At 34.6% G+C, this 16,141-nt stretch carries 18 protein-coding genes; 10 read left to right on the forward strand and 8 right to left on the reverse strand.

What is annotated here, in order from left to right:
* Positions 1–74 precede the first annotated feature (74 nt).
* The gene (dapA, locus tag GZ212_RS08520; protein ID WP_166958963.1) at positions 75–953 is read right to left on the reverse strand and encodes a 4-hydroxy-tetrahydrodipicolinate synthase; all 879 of its coding nucleotides are present in this window, start codon (positions 951–953) and stop codon (positions 75–77) included.
* Entirely contained in the window at positions 946–1,473 is a 528-nt protein-coding gene (locus GZ212_RS08525; protein WP_166958965.1) for a hypothetical protein, read from the reverse strand. The genes dapA and GZ212_RS08525 overlap by 8 nt, the downstream gene beginning before the upstream one ends.
* A 74-nt stretch (positions 1,474–1,547) precedes the next feature.
* Between GZ212_RS08525 and GZ212_RS08530 the strand changes: the two genes are divergently transcribed.
* Positions 1,548–2,309 (forward strand): 5'-nucleotidase C-terminal domain-containing protein, encoded by a 762-nt coding sequence (locus GZ212_RS08530; protein ID WP_166958967.1) that lies wholly within the window; start codon positions 1,548–1,550, stop codon positions 2,307–2,309.
* 9 nt (positions 2,310–2,318) lie between these two features.
* Complete coding sequence (locus GZ212_RS08535) at positions 2,319–3,233, forward strand: bifunctional UDP-sugar hydrolase/5'-nucleotidase (protein WP_166958969.1); 915 nt, start codon at positions 2,319–2,321, stop codon at positions 3,231–3,233.
* Here GZ212_RS08535 and GZ212_RS08540 read toward each other — a convergent pair.
* The 5 genes from GZ212_RS08540 to GZ212_RS08560 all read right to left on the reverse strand — a co-directional run bounded on the left by GZ212_RS08540 (position 3,219) and on the right by GZ212_RS08560 (position 8,345).
* Positions 3,219–4,004: a hypothetical protein gene (locus GZ212_RS08540; protein ID WP_166958971.1), complete on the reverse strand. Its 786-nt coding sequence runs from the start codon at positions 4,002–4,004 to the stop codon at positions 3,219–3,221. The two genes, GZ212_RS08535 and GZ212_RS08540, sit on opposite strands and share 15 nt — an antisense overlap.
* 158 nt (positions 4,005–4,162) lie before the next feature.
* Complete coding sequence (locus GZ212_RS08545) at positions 4,163–4,906, reverse strand: hypothetical protein (RefSeq protein ID WP_166958973.1); 744 nt, start codon at positions 4,904–4,906, stop codon at positions 4,163–4,165.
* 87 nt (positions 4,907–4,993) lie between these two features.
* Positions 4,994–6,988, reverse strand: a complete 1,995-nt coding sequence (gene ligA / locus GZ212_RS08550) for an NAD-dependent DNA ligase LigA (RefSeq protein WP_166958975.1) — start codon at positions 6,986–6,988, stop codon at positions 4,994–4,996.
* Positions 6,989–6,990: 2 nt separating this feature from the next.
* Entirely contained in the window at positions 6,991–7,857 is an 867-nt protein-coding gene (gene prmC / locus GZ212_RS08555; RefSeq protein ID WP_166958977.1) for a peptide chain release factor N(5)-glutamine methyltransferase, read from the reverse strand.
* The gene (locus tag GZ212_RS08560; protein ID WP_166958979.1) at positions 7,854–8,345 is read right to left on the reverse strand and encodes a GNAT family N-acetyltransferase; all 492 of its coding nucleotides are present in this window, start codon (positions 8,343–8,345) and stop codon (positions 7,854–7,856) included. The genes prmC and GZ212_RS08560 overlap by 4 nt, the downstream gene beginning before the upstream one ends.
* Before the next feature lie 34 nt (positions 8,346–8,379).
* Between GZ212_RS08560 and ribD the strand changes: the two genes are divergently transcribed.
* The 4 genes from ribD to GZ212_RS08580 are packed head-to-tail and all read left to right on the forward strand — an operon-like array spanning position 8,380 to position 11,448.
* A complete protein-coding gene (gene ribD / locus GZ212_RS08565) occupies positions 8,380–9,384 on the forward strand; it encodes a bifunctional diaminohydroxyphosphoribosylaminopyrimidine deaminase/5-amino-6-(5-phosphoribosylamino)uracil reductase RibD (RefSeq protein WP_166958981.1) in 1,005 nt (334 codons plus the stop codon).
* A complete protein-coding gene (locus GZ212_RS08570; protein ID WP_166958983.1) occupies positions 9,377–9,985 on the forward strand; it encodes an HAD family phosphatase in 609 nt (202 codons plus the stop codon). Before ribD ends, GZ212_RS08570 begins: the two co-directional genes overlap by 8 nt.
* Positions 9,985–10,836 carry a DMT family transporter gene (locus tag GZ212_RS08575; RefSeq protein ID WP_166958985.1) on the forward strand — a complete coding sequence of 284 codons (852 nt, stop codon included), beginning with the start codon at positions 9,985–9,987 and terminating at the stop codon, positions 10,834–10,836. Before GZ212_RS08570 ends, GZ212_RS08575 begins: the two co-directional genes overlap by 1 nt.
* Complete coding sequence (locus GZ212_RS08580) at positions 10,837–11,448, forward strand: YigZ family protein (RefSeq protein ID WP_166958987.1); 612 nt, start codon at positions 10,837–10,839, stop codon at positions 11,446–11,448.
* Here the strand turns inward: GZ212_RS08580 and GZ212_RS08585 are convergent.
* On the reverse strand, positions 11,445–11,855 hold the full coding sequence (locus GZ212_RS08585; RefSeq protein WP_166958989.1) for a thioesterase family protein: 411 nt from the start codon (positions 11,853–11,855) through the stop codon (positions 11,445–11,447). The two genes, GZ212_RS08580 and GZ212_RS08585, sit on opposite strands and share 4 nt — an antisense overlap.
* Positions 11,856–12,048: 193 nt before the next feature.
* Between GZ212_RS08585 and dnaA the strand changes: the two genes are divergently transcribed.
* The 4 genes from dnaA (at position 12,049) to GZ212_RS08605 (ending at position 16,135) form a co-directional block, all read left to right on the forward strand.
* Entirely contained in the window at positions 12,049–13,476 is a 1,428-nt protein-coding gene (dnaA, locus tag GZ212_RS08590; RefSeq protein WP_053971878.1) for a chromosomal replication initiator protein DnaA, read from the forward strand.
* 39 nt (positions 13,477–13,515) lie between these two features.
* Complete coding sequence (locus tag GZ212_RS08595; protein ID WP_166959091.1) at positions 13,516–13,953, forward strand: low molecular weight protein-tyrosine-phosphatase; 438 nt, start codon at positions 13,516–13,518, stop codon at positions 13,951–13,953.
* Positions 13,954–14,018: 65 nt separating this feature from the next.
* Positions 14,019–15,419 carry a PQQ-dependent sugar dehydrogenase gene (locus GZ212_RS08600; protein ID WP_166958991.1) on the forward strand — a complete coding sequence of 467 codons (1,401 nt, stop codon included), beginning with the start codon at positions 14,019–14,021 and terminating at the stop codon, positions 15,417–15,419.
* A complete protein-coding gene (locus tag GZ212_RS08605) occupies positions 15,419–16,135 on the forward strand; it encodes an SAM-dependent methyltransferase (protein WP_166958993.1) in 717 nt (238 codons plus the stop codon). The genes GZ212_RS08600 and GZ212_RS08605 overlap by 1 nt, the downstream gene beginning before the upstream one ends.
* Positions 16,136–16,141 lie beyond the last annotated feature (6 nt).

The raw sequence follows: 16,141 nt of genomic DNA on the forward strand, positions 1-16,141 counted from the left end.
TAAAAAATATTTTTCCAAGGCTAAAATAACCGATGATTACCTCCCCCTTTAAGGTTTAAGTATATTTTAACTTTTTAGAAGTTTTTGATGTATTCGTTAATTTTTGATTTAAGACTATCAGTAGCCTCCACCAATGGCAATCTAACAGTTGGCAAACACAAACCTAAACCAGACAAAACAGCCTTGATTCCAGCAGGGTTATTTTCAGAAAAAATATAACCTGTAACATCCATTAATTTAAAATGAATTTGGTAAGCGTCTTTGGCAGCTCCTTCCAAACCTAAACGAATCATTTTTGAAAACTCCTTTGGAAATGCTTGTCCAATTACCGAAATAACTCCAGATCCTCCAGCCAATACTACTCCTAGAGCCAAATCATCATCTCCAGATATGATCATAAAATCCTCTGGTTTGTTTTTAATTAATTGAAGATATTGTCCAACATTATTGCCAGCCTCTTTAACGGCCACAATGTTTTTAAAATCTTTTGCCAACCTTAAGGTTGTTTCAGGAAGCATGTTTGAAGCTGTTCTTCCCGGTACATTATACAAAATAATATCTATTGGACAAGCTTCAGATATGGCTTTGAAGTGTTGGTAAATTCCTTCTTGCGTTGGTTTACTATAATAAGGTGAAACAGATAAAATAGCATCAATTCCAGATAAATCTGTTTGCTTTATTTCTTCAATCACCTTTAATGTGTTGTTCCCTCCTATACCTAATACAAGAGGTACTCTACCTTCATTTACTCTTACTATGATTTCAATTATTTTTTCCTTTTCATCCGATGTAATAGTCACACTCTCACCAGTGGTTCCGCTTATTACCAAATAATCTGTACCGTTCTCTATATTATAGTTAACTATTTTTTCTAGCGCCGTATAATCTACAGTTAGGTCTTCGTTGAAAGGCGTTACTAATGCAACTCCAGTTCCTTCAAATTTATTATTCATTACTTAATTTATTTAAAACCTTTAGGTATTTATATAATTCACTTTTAAATATTTCCACATCCTTAGTGTTAGTTTTGATGATCAAATCATTGAGTCTAGGGTCAGACTCAAAAACTCCCACTTTTAATTTGGCTTTGGAAAAAGCCGTCATATACTTTAATTCTAAAACATCATGTGTATAATAGCTTATCAAAAGGTCAAATTCCTTTTTGAGAAACAGATCCATTTCTGGATTGACAATCTGCCCTTTCCAATCAAAATCCTTGGGGTTGAAACAATCATTCCAAGAAAATGTCTTTTCACTTGATTCTTGGGTAAAGGCTACCACCTTTATATTGTTTGGCCTAACATTAATGGTTTCACCTATTGATTTCAACAATTCAAACCCTATCGTTTCATCAGCATTGAGAATGATTCCTAAGCTTTCCACCTTCTTATTATCAAACCCGTCTCGGGGCTGATTTAAAAAAGTATTTAACTGTTTTTTAATAGATTTTTCTTTAAATCCCTTTAAAATCATTCTAACTTTACGATTTTTGCTGCAAAGGTAATAAAAGTCCTTTCAATTGATTATTAAATTATACAAGTTTAGTTATGAAACTAAAGCTTTTCTCTCTCCTTTTGGCTATCACCGTTTTAGCCTCTTGTAAACAGGAAAAACAACAATTGGTCAAAATTGAGGGCGTACTAATTCCCATTTCGGATTCCCTGGAAGCTAATCCTGAAATTGAAGATTATATCAAACCTTACAGGGAACATTTAAATAAGGAATTGGATAGTGTTCTAAGTTACTCTAAGGAAACCTACACTAAAAAAGATGGTGATTTAAATACAGCCATAGGTAATCTATTTGCCGATGCCATATTAGAACAAACAAACCCCATCTTCAATAAAAGAACTGGAAAAAATATTGATTTGGTCATGTTCAATCATGGAGGGATAAGGTCCCATATTTCCAAGGGAAATATAACTATGAGAACCGCTTACGAAATCATGCCTTTTGAAAACAAAGTTGTAGTCATATCCCTCAAGGGAAGTCAGGTGAACAAACTGGTTGAGTACTTGGTCTCAAGACATCGAGCACATCCTATTTCTGGGTTGAAATTGGTATTAGACAAAGAAGGTGAATTAAAGGAGGCATCCATTCATGGGGAGCCTATTGAAGATGCCAAAACCTATTATGTGGCAACAAATGACTACCTCTATAATGGAGGTGATGGTATGGATTTCTTCAAGCCCAATGATACGGTATATTCTATGGACTATAAAATTAGAAATGTTTTACTAGATTATTTCATTAAAACGGACACCATTGCTCCAGTTGTTGATGATCGATTTATTCAATTGGAAAAATAAGGATAGGATATGAAAAGAAGAGATTTTTTAAATCAAGCTACGGCTGCAACAGCTTTTATTTCCCTTGGAAGTTTGGGTTTGCAATCATTTAGTCTAGGTCAAAAAACGACTAAAATCACCATATTACACACCAATGATGTTCATAGCCATATTGATCCCTTTGGGCCAGAAGACGGACAAAATCCTAATAAAGGAGGCGTAGCCCGAAGAGCCAGTCTGATAGATACCATTAGAAAGGAAAATCCCAATACTTTACTTCTGGATGCCGGTGATATCTTTCAGGGAACTCCCTATTTTAACTATTATGGTGGCGAATTGGAATTTAAGCTTATGAGCAAAATGAAATATGATGCAGCCACTATAGGGAATCATGATTTTGACAACGGTATTGATGGACTATATGCTCAACTCCCTCATGCGAGCTTTCAATTCTTATCTGCCAATTACAATTTCAAAAACACGATTATGGATACCCATGTCAAACCTTATCAAGTTTTTGTAAAAGAAGGTATTAAAATAGGTGTCTTTGGGTTAGGAATCAAGCTGGAAGGATTGGTAGACAAGGCCATGTACAAAGAAACCGAATATTTAGACCCTATAGAAACTGCTCAAGAAATGAGCCGTGTTTTAAAGGAAAATGAAAAATGCGACCTTGTTATTTGCTTATCTCACTTAGGATATCATTACAACCATGATTTCATTCCTAGTGATCTTACGGTTGCCAAAAAAACCAAAAATATAGATTTAATTATTGGCGGACACACTCATACCTTCCTGCCTAAACCAACGGTTGTTAAAAACATAGAAGACCAAAACATGTTGGTAAACCAAGTGGGTTGTTACGGTATTAATTTGGGTAAAATAGATTTCTATTTTGATTCAGACAAAAATAAAATTGCCGAAGGTAAATCAATAGTGGTCTAAATAGGACTTTTCCAGAAAAGGGTCTCGGGCTTGTGATGATGAAGTTTGCAACCTAGCCTCCACAATATCTTTCTTCAATTTACGATTGAAACCAATCATATAGTTAAACAGAAAGAACAGGCCAAATACATGTAAAACCCTATCTAGCATAACAAAACTCCAACTATATATATAATAGTTACTCACATAATACAATATATCTGCAAATCCAAAGCAGATGGCCGCCATTAAAAATATGATGGATGGTTTTGAATCTGAGTTCAAGTAAACCACGAAAGAGGTAAATGCCAACAATAAAAGAGCTAAACTTTTAGCCACAAAAAAACCAAGTTCTACTTGATCTGGAATTTGAATCCTTAAAATTCCAAATAGCTCATAGAGAAAATAGCTGTTGATTGAAACCACTAATACAAAATAAAGACCTATCACTTTGTCAATGGTTATTTTTTTAATTTTAGTTGAGATCAAGATTAACAAACTCAGATAACTAATGAAGTAAAATAAGTTAGATAATTTATGAAGGTTCCCATCGGAAATAAAAATGGATGAAAAGTCTCCTAAAAAAGAGGTAAGTAAAAATGCGACAAAGGCAGTACCTATATGTTTGTTCTTGATAAGATAATACATCAAAAACACCGGAACAAATAAGGGTTTAGTAATTTTTAAAAGAATTTCATTTTCGCTTATTGTAGCTACAACATTCGCAACGATAAGCACAAATAGAACACATACAAAGATTCTATTATAACTAATCTTTAGCCATTCATTCATAGTAGGTTAGTATAAGTGGGCGCTACAAATATATGTTATTTCATCCTATTAAAAATACACTTTATCGAATAAAATGTTAATTTTTTAATTAAAAAGTAAGAAAAAGACTATTTACTTGATTTAATAGCAATAAAAAGAACGTTTATTGCTGTCTTTAATTAAGATTTGACTGCAAAAATACTTCGATCCTCATCAGGAGTTAAGGCATATTTGTAGTAAAAAAGAAATGCCATAGTGAACAAAATAGTCGAAGCAATATTTAATACATTTTTTTCAGAAATGTAATAATATGCGATAATAATTACCTCAGAGAATACAATGGATAGGGAACCAAAAAATAACAAAAGCGCCTTTTTGTTATCCTTATATAAATAGCCAATTAGAGAAAATGTCAGTAGTAATAATACCACTAAATTGAGGCCGAACTCCAATACCAATTTATACAAATTAGATTTTGGAGCATCAACTAAACTGCTCATAGGGAAAGCAATATTTATAAGAGTATAAATAATATAGACGTTTAAAAGAGATAAAACTATAAGATGAGCCTTGTAGGTACGAAAGACTTCTTTAAGGTTAATACCTCTATATATATCATACAATAGCAAACTATAAGCGGCAAAATATAGAAGATTCCCAACGTAATAATACACATCATATATCACATCAGAAGCTATCAAAAACTCAAAGGCCCCTGTCAATTCTGAAATAGTGTAAAGGACTAAAAACCTGGTGAAATATTTCGATTTTTTTACTGGGTGAGATAAATAAGCAAAAGTTATAACAGGTACTATAAAGGACTTAATAGAAAGCGCCCAAAACTCCTGCTGATTTATTTCTAAAAAAATAAATAGCAGTAACAAAATGAATATCAAACCTCCTAAAATATTTGATCTGTTCATAAAGCTCTTTGGTTAGCAAAAACAAATATATACAAAAAATGTAATTAATCGATAAAAAAAGATATTTTGTCGATTATTAATGTTTTTTTATCGAACTTTTTGTAAGAATTCATTTTCATTCAATATAGTAACACCTAATTTTTCTGCTTTCTCTCTTTTACTTGGTCCCATTTTATCACCGGCAACCACATAATTTGTTTTGGACGAAATAGAGGAGGACACTTTCCCCCCATTGTCTTCTATCAGCTTTTTTAATTCTGTCCTACTTACTTGTTCAAAGACACCGGAAACTACAAAAATTTGACCTTCCAATAAATTGGTTTGATTCGCTAAAGCCTCAGAGGACATTTCCAATTGAACTCCAAAACCTTTTAATCTTTCAATGATATGGTTATTTTCTTCGGAATCAAAAAACTCTATAACACTTTCGGCAATTTTTACTCCAATCTCATCAACATTTACCAAATCATCCTGAGAGGCGTTTGATAAATTATCTACACTTTTGTAATGCTTTGCCAATTTCTTTGCGACCGTTTCACCAACATATCTTATACCTAAAGCATATAGGACTCTTTCAAAGGGTATTTGTTTAGAAGCTTCAATACCTTTAACTAGATTTTCGGCACTTTTTTGTGCCATCCGTTCTAATGGAATGACTTGCTCTACAGTAAGTTCATATAAATCTGAATAATTCTCTATTAAACCAGCATTTACAAGTAAGGCAACGGTTTCTCCTCCCAATCCTTCAATATCCATGGCCTTTCTTGAAATGAAATGCTGAATTCGTCCAATGATTTGAGGTTTACAACCATTATAGTTTGGACAATAGTGTTGCGCTTCTCCTTCCTTTCTCACCAATTCTGTACCACACTCTGGACAATGAGTAATGTATAGTGTTAATTCAGAATTTTCTGGACGCTTATCAAAATCTACAGCAATAATCTTCGGTATGATTTCACCTCCTTTTTCAACAAATACCTCATCTCCTAATCGTACGTCCAATTTTGCAATTTGATCAGCATTGTGCAACGAGGCTCTTTTTACAGTCGTTCCAGCCAACTCAACAGGTTCCAAATTGGCCACCGGAGTTATAGCTCCTGTTCTTCCAACCTGATAAGAAATACTATTTAATCTTGTAGAAACTTGTTCTGCTTTAAATTTGTATGCCATGGCCCACCTTGGCGCTTTGGCAGTATATCCCAGTTCCTCTTGTTGATAGAAATTGTTAACCTTAATTACAACACCATCAATTTCATAAGGTAACTCAAATCGGTGCTCAGCCCAATAATTAATATAGTCCAGCACCTCGTCAGTTGACTTTGCCAATTTAGCTTCTTTGGGAACCTTAAAACCCCATTGTCTCGCTTTTTCCAGGCTGTCAAATTGATTATCTACCCCAAGTTGATCTCCTTTTAAACTATATAACAAACATTCCAAGGGTCGTTTGGCAACCTCAGCGCTATCCTGCAATTTTAAACTGCCTGATGCGGTATTTCTGGGATTTCTGTAAGGCTCTTCTCCTAATTCAACTCGCTCCTCATTCATTTTCCGAAACCCTTCTATAGGCAAAATAATTTCACCACGAATTTCAAACTTATCTGAATAATCTCCTCGCAACTGTAAAGGAACAGATTTGATGGTTTTTACATTGGCCGTCACATCATCACCTTGGAATCCATCTCCTCGTGTTACAGCTCTTACCAATCTACCATTTTCATACGTCATATTCATAGAAGCGCCATCATATTTAAGCTCGCATGTATATTCAATTTGACCATCAACCAGCTTCATGATTCGCTTTTCCCAGTCCTCTAAATCTTCTTTGGAATAGGAATTATCCAAAGAATACATGCGGCTTTCATGAGCAACCGTTTGAAAATTTTTGGTCACCTCACCACCAACCCTTTGAGAAGGTGAATTGGCATCATAAAACTCAGGATATTGCGCTTCCAAATCTTGTAACTCCTTCAATTTCATATCGAAATCAAAATCACTGATTGTGGGTTGATCTAGCACATAATAGTTATAATTATGCTGACGTAACTCCTCTCTTAATTGGTCGATTTTCTTTTTTATTTCCATTCTTATTTTAATCCCTTTATCATTCTTTGATTCCCAAACATATCTTGTTTCAATTCTATTTCACGAAATTGAAATTGAGTCATTAAACTCTCCATTTCCTCTCCAAGGTATTGATTAATTTCAAAATAAAGAGAGCCACCTTCTTTTAAGTTTTCAACAGCAAATTGGGCAATCTTTCTATAAAACACCAACGGGTCATCATCCTCAACAAATAAGGCCAGATGAGGTTCAAACTCCAACACATTGTTCTTTATTTCGTGCTTTTCCAAATTCCTAACATATGGTGGATTGGAAACAATGACATCAAACTCTCTTATCAATCTACCATCTTGTAACAAGGATTCATAATTGAGAATGTCGCCTCTTAAAAAATGGACTTTGGCAGAATTATTCTGTGCATTTTTTTTAGCAACCTCTAAAGCTTCTTGTGAAATATCCAGAGCAAAGACTTCGGCATTTGTAAAATTTTTAGCCAAAGAAACCGGAATGCAGCCTGACCCTGTTCCTATATCCAATATTTTTAATGGATCCTTCCTGTTTTTTAAATCCTCTTGAATCCAATTAACCAATTCCTCTGTTTCAGGTCGCGGAATTAAAGTAAATTTATTAACATGAAAAGTCAATCCGTAAAATTCAGTCTCACCCAATATATATTGTATGGGCTCTTCCAATTTCAACCTTTCTAAAACATCCTCAAATTTCTGATTCTCCTCAATTGAAACTTCAAGCTCTGGATTTAAGGCTAGATCAATTCTTCTTTTATTTAAATAGTGGTCAAGCACCAAAAAAAAGAAGCTTTCTACTTCCTCTGAACCAAATAAAGCATCCAATTCTTGATGGAATTTTTGTTGGATTTCCTTTAAAATCATAACTCCTTAATCATCCAAATACCACACGAATAATGCCCTGTTCCACCTAGTGGTCCCTCCAAATGTTTAAATCCAAACAATTCATAAATATGAATAGCTGCCTTGAGCTGAGAAGCTGATTCCAAATAACATTTCTCAAAACCAAAAGTTTTGGCCTGATCCAAACATTTCTGAAATAATTTCTTTCCCAAACCCTTTCCTCTCGCTTCTGGTAAAAAGTACATTTTTTGAAGTTCGCAAATAGACAAATCAAAATTCTTCAATTGTTTGATTCCTGCACCACCCAGAACCTTATCTCCATCCACCAACACAAAATACACCTCTCTCTCACCTTGGTAAGACTCATACATTTGAGTGGTTTCTACATCTTCATAAGCTGTTCCAGTTAATGGTATGTCAAACTCTGGAAATGCTGCTCTTATAACTTGTTCCATTTGAGCATTATCCTGAGGTTCTATTTCCCTAATAAGAATGTTGTTGTCACTCACTTTAAAATAGTATTTTTACCTTCACAAATTGGGGATGAAGATACACGAAAAATACATAAATAGGTGCATTGAAATAGCCAAAAATGGTTTAGGCACCACACGGCCAAACCCTATGGTGGGATGCGTCATTGTAAGGAATAACCAAGTAATAGGTGAAGGATTTACAAGTCCTTTTGGAGGTCCCCATGCCGAAGTGAACGCTATCAATTCAGTAAAAGATGAATCCTTACTTAAAGAATCTACATTATATGTCACTTTAGAACCCTGTAGTCATTTTGGAAAAACGCCACCGTGTAGTGATTTGATTATTGATAAAGGAATTCCCCAAGTGGTCATTGGCACCATTGACACACATAGTAAAGTTGCTGGAAAGGGCATTGAAAAATTGATGCGTGCTGGCTGTGATGTGGTTGTTGGTGTTTTGGAAAAAGAATGTCAAGAACACCACAAACGCTTTTTTACTTTTCATAACAAACAAAGACCCTATATTATATTAAAATGGGCACAAAGTGCCGATGGATTTCTATCTCCAAGCGAAAAGAATGAAAAAAAACCTGTTTGGATTACCAACTCATACTCCAGACAATTAGTGCATAAATGGCGAACTGAGGAACACGCCATTTTAGTAGGTTACAATACAGTTATTGAGGACAACCCGAGTTTGACAGCCAGAGATTGGAAGGGTTTAAATCCCATAAGGGTGGTTTTGGACAAGTTCAACAACCTTGAAAAGTCATTTGATATCTTTAATAATGAAGCCAACACAATTATAGTGTCTGACAAAGACATTGACTTTAATAAAAAACCTATTGAGCAATTAGCTCAACTACTATTCCAAAAAGAAATTCAATCTATCATCATAGAAGGAGGCAGTAAGACCTTACAAATGTTTATAGATGAAGGTCTTTGGGATGAAGCTAGAATATTCATCGGTCAAAATACTTTTGTAAATGGTACTTTGGCACCTCATTTTACTGGAAGTTTAATTTCGGAACACAAGATTTTGGGAGATACTTTAAAGATTTTCAATAATGATTAAAACCTTGATTTTTGATTTCGGAGACGTTTTCATTAACCTTAATAAAAAAGCAACAAATGACGGGCTAGCTAAATTGGGAGTGACCAATTTAACTCAAGAAATGACAGATCTCAATATTCGCTATGAAATAGGTCAAGCTACTACAGCTCAATTACTGTCATCCTATCAATCGTGGTTCCCAAATATTAGCCAAAATACCTTACAAGAAATATGGAACTCCATCCTCCTTGACTTCCCAAAATATAGATTGGACTTCCTTAAAGAACTCAAAACTAAAGGAGATTACCAATTAATATTATTGAGTAACACTAATGATATGCACATTACCTGGATAGAAAACAATGTTAGCTTCTACCCAGAATTTAAAGAGCAGTTTGATCAATTTTACCTGTCCCATGAAATCCAATTAAGAAAACCTAATGAAGATATATATGAGTTCGTTTTGGAGCAAAATAATTTAACGCCAGAAACATGCTTTTTTGTTGATGACACTGAAGAAAATACCCAAAGTGCATCAAAAGTTGGAATTCATTCCTGGAACATCCTTCCTGGAAAAGAAGATGTTATTGACTTATTCCAAATTAATCAACATTTGTTTTAATGTATCTACTGTTAAGCATTCTTTGTTCGACCCTAATATTTATTGTTTTCAAAACAATAGACCGGTTACAAATAAGCACCCTTCACACCATCGTCATTAATTATGTGACCGCTTGTGGACTAGGTATGATTTTGAACACTCAGCCCATTACCATTAAAAATACTATTCAGTCTGATTGGTTTTTAGGCGCTCTATTCTTAGGCTTCCTATTTATCTCTATATTTTTTGTCATGGCGAGAACTGCTCAAACCCACGGTGTTTCTGTGGCATCAGTAGCCTCAAAAATGAGCGTAATTATACCTGTTATTTTTGGCATTATCGTTTATAATGAAGGTACGGGCAAACAAAAAATTGCAGGAATCATCCTCGCTCTTTTTGCAGTTTATTGGACATCACTGAAAAAGAACACCAGCTTAAAATCTAAAAGTAGCTTAACACTTCCACTTATTTTATTTTTAGGATCGGGTATCATAGACACTTCCATTAAATATTTAGAAACCTATTATGTTCCAGAAAACGGAATCCCAATGTTTTCGGCTGCCATTTTCTTTATTGCTGGGAGCCTTGGCTTTATTTACTTGTTGATAAAAAATCAATGGCGCTTTACATTGAAAAACTTATTTAGCGGACTTATTCTAGGTGTTATTAACTATGGCTCTATTTATTTTCTCTTAAAGGCACTAAATCATGAGACCTTTGAAAGCTCTACCCTATTTACCATTAATAATGTAGGAGTTGTCATGCTTTCAACCTTATCAGCACTCCTATTATTCAAAGAAGATCTCTCAAAAAAAAATTGGATTGGTATTTCATTTGCCATAATCTCTATCTTATTGGTAACTTTGGCCTAAATGAAAGATACCTACAATACCATTTTAAAACCCACCGAAGAAGTTCTTTTTAAAGACAAGAATAGTAAGTTTTTTGGTTATGCTTTTCCCGTTTCTTCTGAAGAAGAAATAAAAACATTATTGGAACAAGTTAAAAAGGAGCATCATGCCGCTAGACATTGGTGCTATGCTTACCAACTAGGAACCGAGGAACCCAATATCCAATTTAGAGCCAATGATGATGGAGAACCAAATAATTCTGCCGGGATGCCTATTTATGGTCAAATTCAATCATTTGAGGTAACGAACATTCTTATAATTATTGTTAGGTATTTTGGAGGAGTCAAATTGGGGGTTGGCGGATTAATTAACGCCTATAAAACCACTGCTCAAATGGCATTGGAGGTTGCCGATATTGTAACAAGAACTATTAATAAATTGTTTTTGATTCATTGTGACTATAAAAACATTAATACAGTCATGAGAATTATCAAAGAGAAAAACCTAGATGTAACCAATCAAAAAATGGAGTTGGATTGCGAAATAACAATTTCAGTCAGATTAAAAGATGCTCCAGCAATTTTTGAACAGTTTGATCATTTATTTGAAATAGACATTAAAGAACTAGACTAAGATTTAAATGCTACTTTCATTTTTTCAAGAATGTGATCTGGACATTTCATAGGTCGTCTTGATTGTTTATCCAAAAATGCCAAAACCGTATTTGAAGTGACCAAAAGTTCCTCCTTTTCATTATAAATTTCATAATCAAATTCAATCTTAACAGAAGGCAGTTTTTTAAGATAAGTCTTTACTTTAATAACCTCATCGTAATAAGCTGACTTCTTAAAGTTTAGACTCATTGAAATGACCGGCAACATCACATTTTGATCTTCCATTTCCTTATAAGAAAGCCCTAGTTTCCTAAGCCACTCTGTACGTCCCATTTCCATGTAAAGGTCAAAATTTCCGTGATGTACCACTCCCATTTGGTCGGTTTCACCATATCTCACTCTAATTTGTATTTCATCGATTATCATAGGATGAATTAAATATTTTTTTGTAGTTTAGGAAAGGTTTTAAACATGAGAAAAAAAATCTAAAAATTCAACCCCTACAGGTTTTTTTTTTTAGAATTTTGTTCACATATTTGTCGAGCTATAAGTCAGCTGGGAAAACCTTTCTCAATCAACAATATCTGTAACTAACTAAGAAAAAATTTTAGTAATAAGAATGAATGTAACTGCGCAATCGGTATGGAATAACTGTCTAGAATTTATTAAGGATAACATACAACCGCAAGCATATAAAACATGGTTTGAACCGATTAAAGCAGTTAAGTTAACGGACAACTCGTTAAGTATTCAGGTTCCTAGTAAATTCTTCTACGAGTGGTTGGAAGAACACTATGTTAAGTTATTAAAAGTTGCCCTTACAAAAGAACTTGGTGACAAGGCCAAATTGGTTTACATAATCAAAATGGAAAACACCTATGGCAACAAACAACCTTTTACAGAAAAGATTCCAAGTTCACATAGAACTGCTTTAAAATCACAAGATGTTGATATTCCTCTTAACAATAAAAATCCGGAGTTAAAAAATCCATTTGTAATTCCTGGCATTCGAAATGTTAAGATTGAATCCCAACTAAATCCAAACTATAATTTTGAGAATTTCTTGGAGGGTGATTCCAATAGATTGGCAAGAAGTGCTGGTATGGCTGTAGCAGCTAAACCAGGAGGAACATCTTTCAATCCGTTATTGGTATTTGGAGGTGTTGGTTTGGGCAAAACCCACTTAGCGCATGCTATTGGTGTGGAAATCAAGGACAAATACCCTGAAAAAACGGTATTATATATTTCTGCCGAAAAATTCACCCAACAATATATTGAAGCGGTAAAGAAGAACAATAGAAATGACTTTATCCATTTTTACCAAATTATTGATGTACTGATTATTGACGATGTACAATTTCTATCTGGTAAATCTGGAACTCAAGATGTTTTCTTCCATATTTTCAATCACCTGCATCAAAACGGAAAACAAGTTATTTTAACTAGTGACAAAGCTCCTGTTGACATGCAAGATATTGAACAAAGGTTATTGTCCCGATTCAAATGGGGTTTATCAGCAGAACTGCAAAGCCCAGATTTTGAAACGCGTATCTCCATTTTAAAAAATAAGCTTTATAGGGATGGTGTGGAAATGCCAGAAGACATTATAGAGTACGTTGCAAAACATATCAAGTCTAATATTAGAGAATTAGAAGGTGCCATTATTTCGTTGATTGCACAATCCTCCTTCAACAGAAAAGAGGTGACTTTGGATTTAGCAAAGCAAGTAGTTGAAAAATTTGTTAAAAACACCAAACGTGAAGTTTCTATAGATTATATTCAAAAAGTAGTTTCAGACTATTTCCAAATGGATATAGACACCCTGCAATCCAAAACAAGAAAGAGACATATTGTTCAAGCCAGACAACTAGCTATGTTCTTTGCAAAGAAATTCACAAAAGCTTCACTTGCAAGTATTGGATCCCAAATAGGAAAACGCGATCATGCTACGGTTCTTCATGCTTGTAAAACTGTTGATAATTTAACCTCAACCGACAAGCAATTCAGAAAATACGTAGAGGATTTAACAAAAAAATTATCCGTATAATTTCTCAAAATTTTGACTACAGAACCCACTAAAATTTTAATGGTTTGTTTAGGGAATATTTGTAGATCTCCTTTAGCTGAAGGTATTTTGAGATCCAAATTGCCTTACGAGGATTTTGTAGTAGACTCGGCTGGAACTAGTGGTTACCACATAGGTGACCCACCTGATAGAAGATCTGTGGAAGTGGCTAGAAAATACGGTTTGAATATCTCCCATCTTAGTGGACGTCAATTTTCAACTCGTGATTTTGATGAATTTGATTTTATCTACGTCATGGACCAATCCAATTTTGAAAACGTCAATAAACTAGCCAGAAGCAAAGAAGATTTAGAAAAAGTTAAAATGATTTTGAATGAAATTTATCCCAATCAAAATCATGATGTTCCAGATCCCTATTATGGCGGTGCGCAAGGATTTGAAAATGTTTATAAAATGCTTGACGAAGCATGTTCTATTATTGCCAATAAACTAACCTAGTCAGATAACTTTTACCTTATTTCTTATTTTTTGTAATTTGTAGACTAACAATCAAATTGTTAGCTATGAAATCACATCTACCTTCAATTCTTTTACTCTTTTCATTGCAATTCTTATTTCCCCAAGAAATAGAATTGGAATTGGTGTCCAATGGATTTGACGATCCAGTTGCCATCAGAAATGCTTTTGACGATAGACTATTTGTTGTAGAACAAGGCGGAACCATTCAAATCATACAGGAAAATGGAACCGTTAACACCACGCCCTTTTTAGATATATCCTCCCAGATTTCTGGTGGCGGTGAAAGAGGACTTCTAGGTTTGGCCTTTCACCCTAATTACACAGCAAACGGATATTTCTTTGTTAATTACACAAACTCCTCAGGGGACACCGTCATTTCCAGATTTACAACCAATGAGACCAATCCTGACCTAGCTGATTTGGATTCAGAAAATATTATTTTAACCTTAGATCAACCCTTCACCAATCATAATGGTGGCGATTTGGCATTTGGTCCAGATGGGTACTTATACATCCCTACAGGAGATGGTGGCTCTGGAGGAGATCCAGGTGATAGAGCGCAAGACCTTAACGAACTCCTAGGAAAGGTTTTGAGATTAGATATTGACAACGGTAACCCCTATAGCATTCCTGAAGACAATCCATTTGTTGGGAATTCTAATGCACTGGACGAAATCTGGGCTATTGGCCTCAGAAACCCTTGGCGTTTTTCCTTTGACTCGGAAACTGGAGATTTATGGATTGCTGATGTGGGTCAAAATGAAATTGAGGAAATAAATAACGTGTCTTCTTTAACGCCCGAAATCAACTATGGATGGCGATGCTATGAAGGAACTTCAGAATATAATACCACGGGAGAATGCCCTAATAATTCAGAAGACCTTACTTTCCCCATAGCAGAATACACCCATACTGATAGCGGTTTGTTTAAATGCTCAATAACGGGAGGTTACATACATCGTGGCAGCGAACAAACCGGCTTAAATGGGTGGTACTTTTTTGCAGATTATTGCAGTGGGGAAATAGGAATTTTAATAGAGGAAGATGGCGTTTGGAATATGACCTTCACAGAACCCTTTTCAGGAAATGGATGGAGCAGTTTTGGAGAAGACTTCAATGGTGAACTCTATATTGCTGGAAAACAATCAGGTGCTATTTATAAAATTATTGATGCGAGTCTTTCAGTTGATGAAAATCAACTCAAAAATCTAAAGTTTTTTCCAAATCCCGTTCAAAATAAATTGAATATAGTATTCGAAAACCAAACAAACTATATATCAGAGGTAAGGGTTTTTAATCTTTTTGGAAAGCCTATTGTAAAAACACAGGTTTCAAACACTACTTTTGTTCAAATTTCCACAGAAGAATTGCCGTCTGGTTTTTATCTTGCAGAGGTCATTTTAAACGACGGATCTAAAATCAGCAAAAAGCTAATAAAAAAATAATGAGTCTACCAACTGGAAAACTTTATCTCATTCCTACCACCATGGGTGAATCAAATCCCATGGATGTTTTGCCTATAACTGTAAAAAATGCCATCGACGCCATTGATATCTACATTGTAGAAAACGAAAAAACGGCGCGAAGATTTATTAAAAGCATATGCCCAGACAAAAAACAAGCAACACTTAAGCTTTTTCCTCTCAACAAACATACCGATCCAACCGATCTACCTGCCTATCTTGATGATATCAAAAAAGGAAAAAACATCGGACTCATTTCTGAAGCAGGATGTCCTGGTGTGGCAGATCCGGGCGCTGAAATAGTGGGGCTGGCGCATCAACAAAACATACAAGTAGTACCTTTAGTTGGTCCTTCTTCCATTCTTATGGCTATTATGGCTTCTGGAATGAACGGACAAAGCTTTGCTTTTAATGGCTACCTACCTATTGACAAATCTGAAAGAAAAAAAGAAATAAAGCGGTTGGAGCAACTATCAGAAAGGCACAACCAAACACAAGCTTTTATAGAAACGCCTTATAGAAACAATAAAATGCTAGAGGATTTGTGTCAAACCTTACATGATAGCACACTTTTATGTGTGGCATGCGACATTACCTTGCCTACCGAATTTATTAAGACACAACCGATAAGTCAATGGAAAAAAAATAGCGCAGACCTTCATAAAAGACCTGCACTATTTGTTATACATAAAAACTAAATTCTA

The organism is Mangrovimonas sp. CR14, assembly GCF_011764015.1.
Lineage (GTDB): Bacteria > Bacteroidota > Bacteroidia > Flavobacteriales > Flavobacteriaceae > Mangrovimonas > Mangrovimonas futianensis.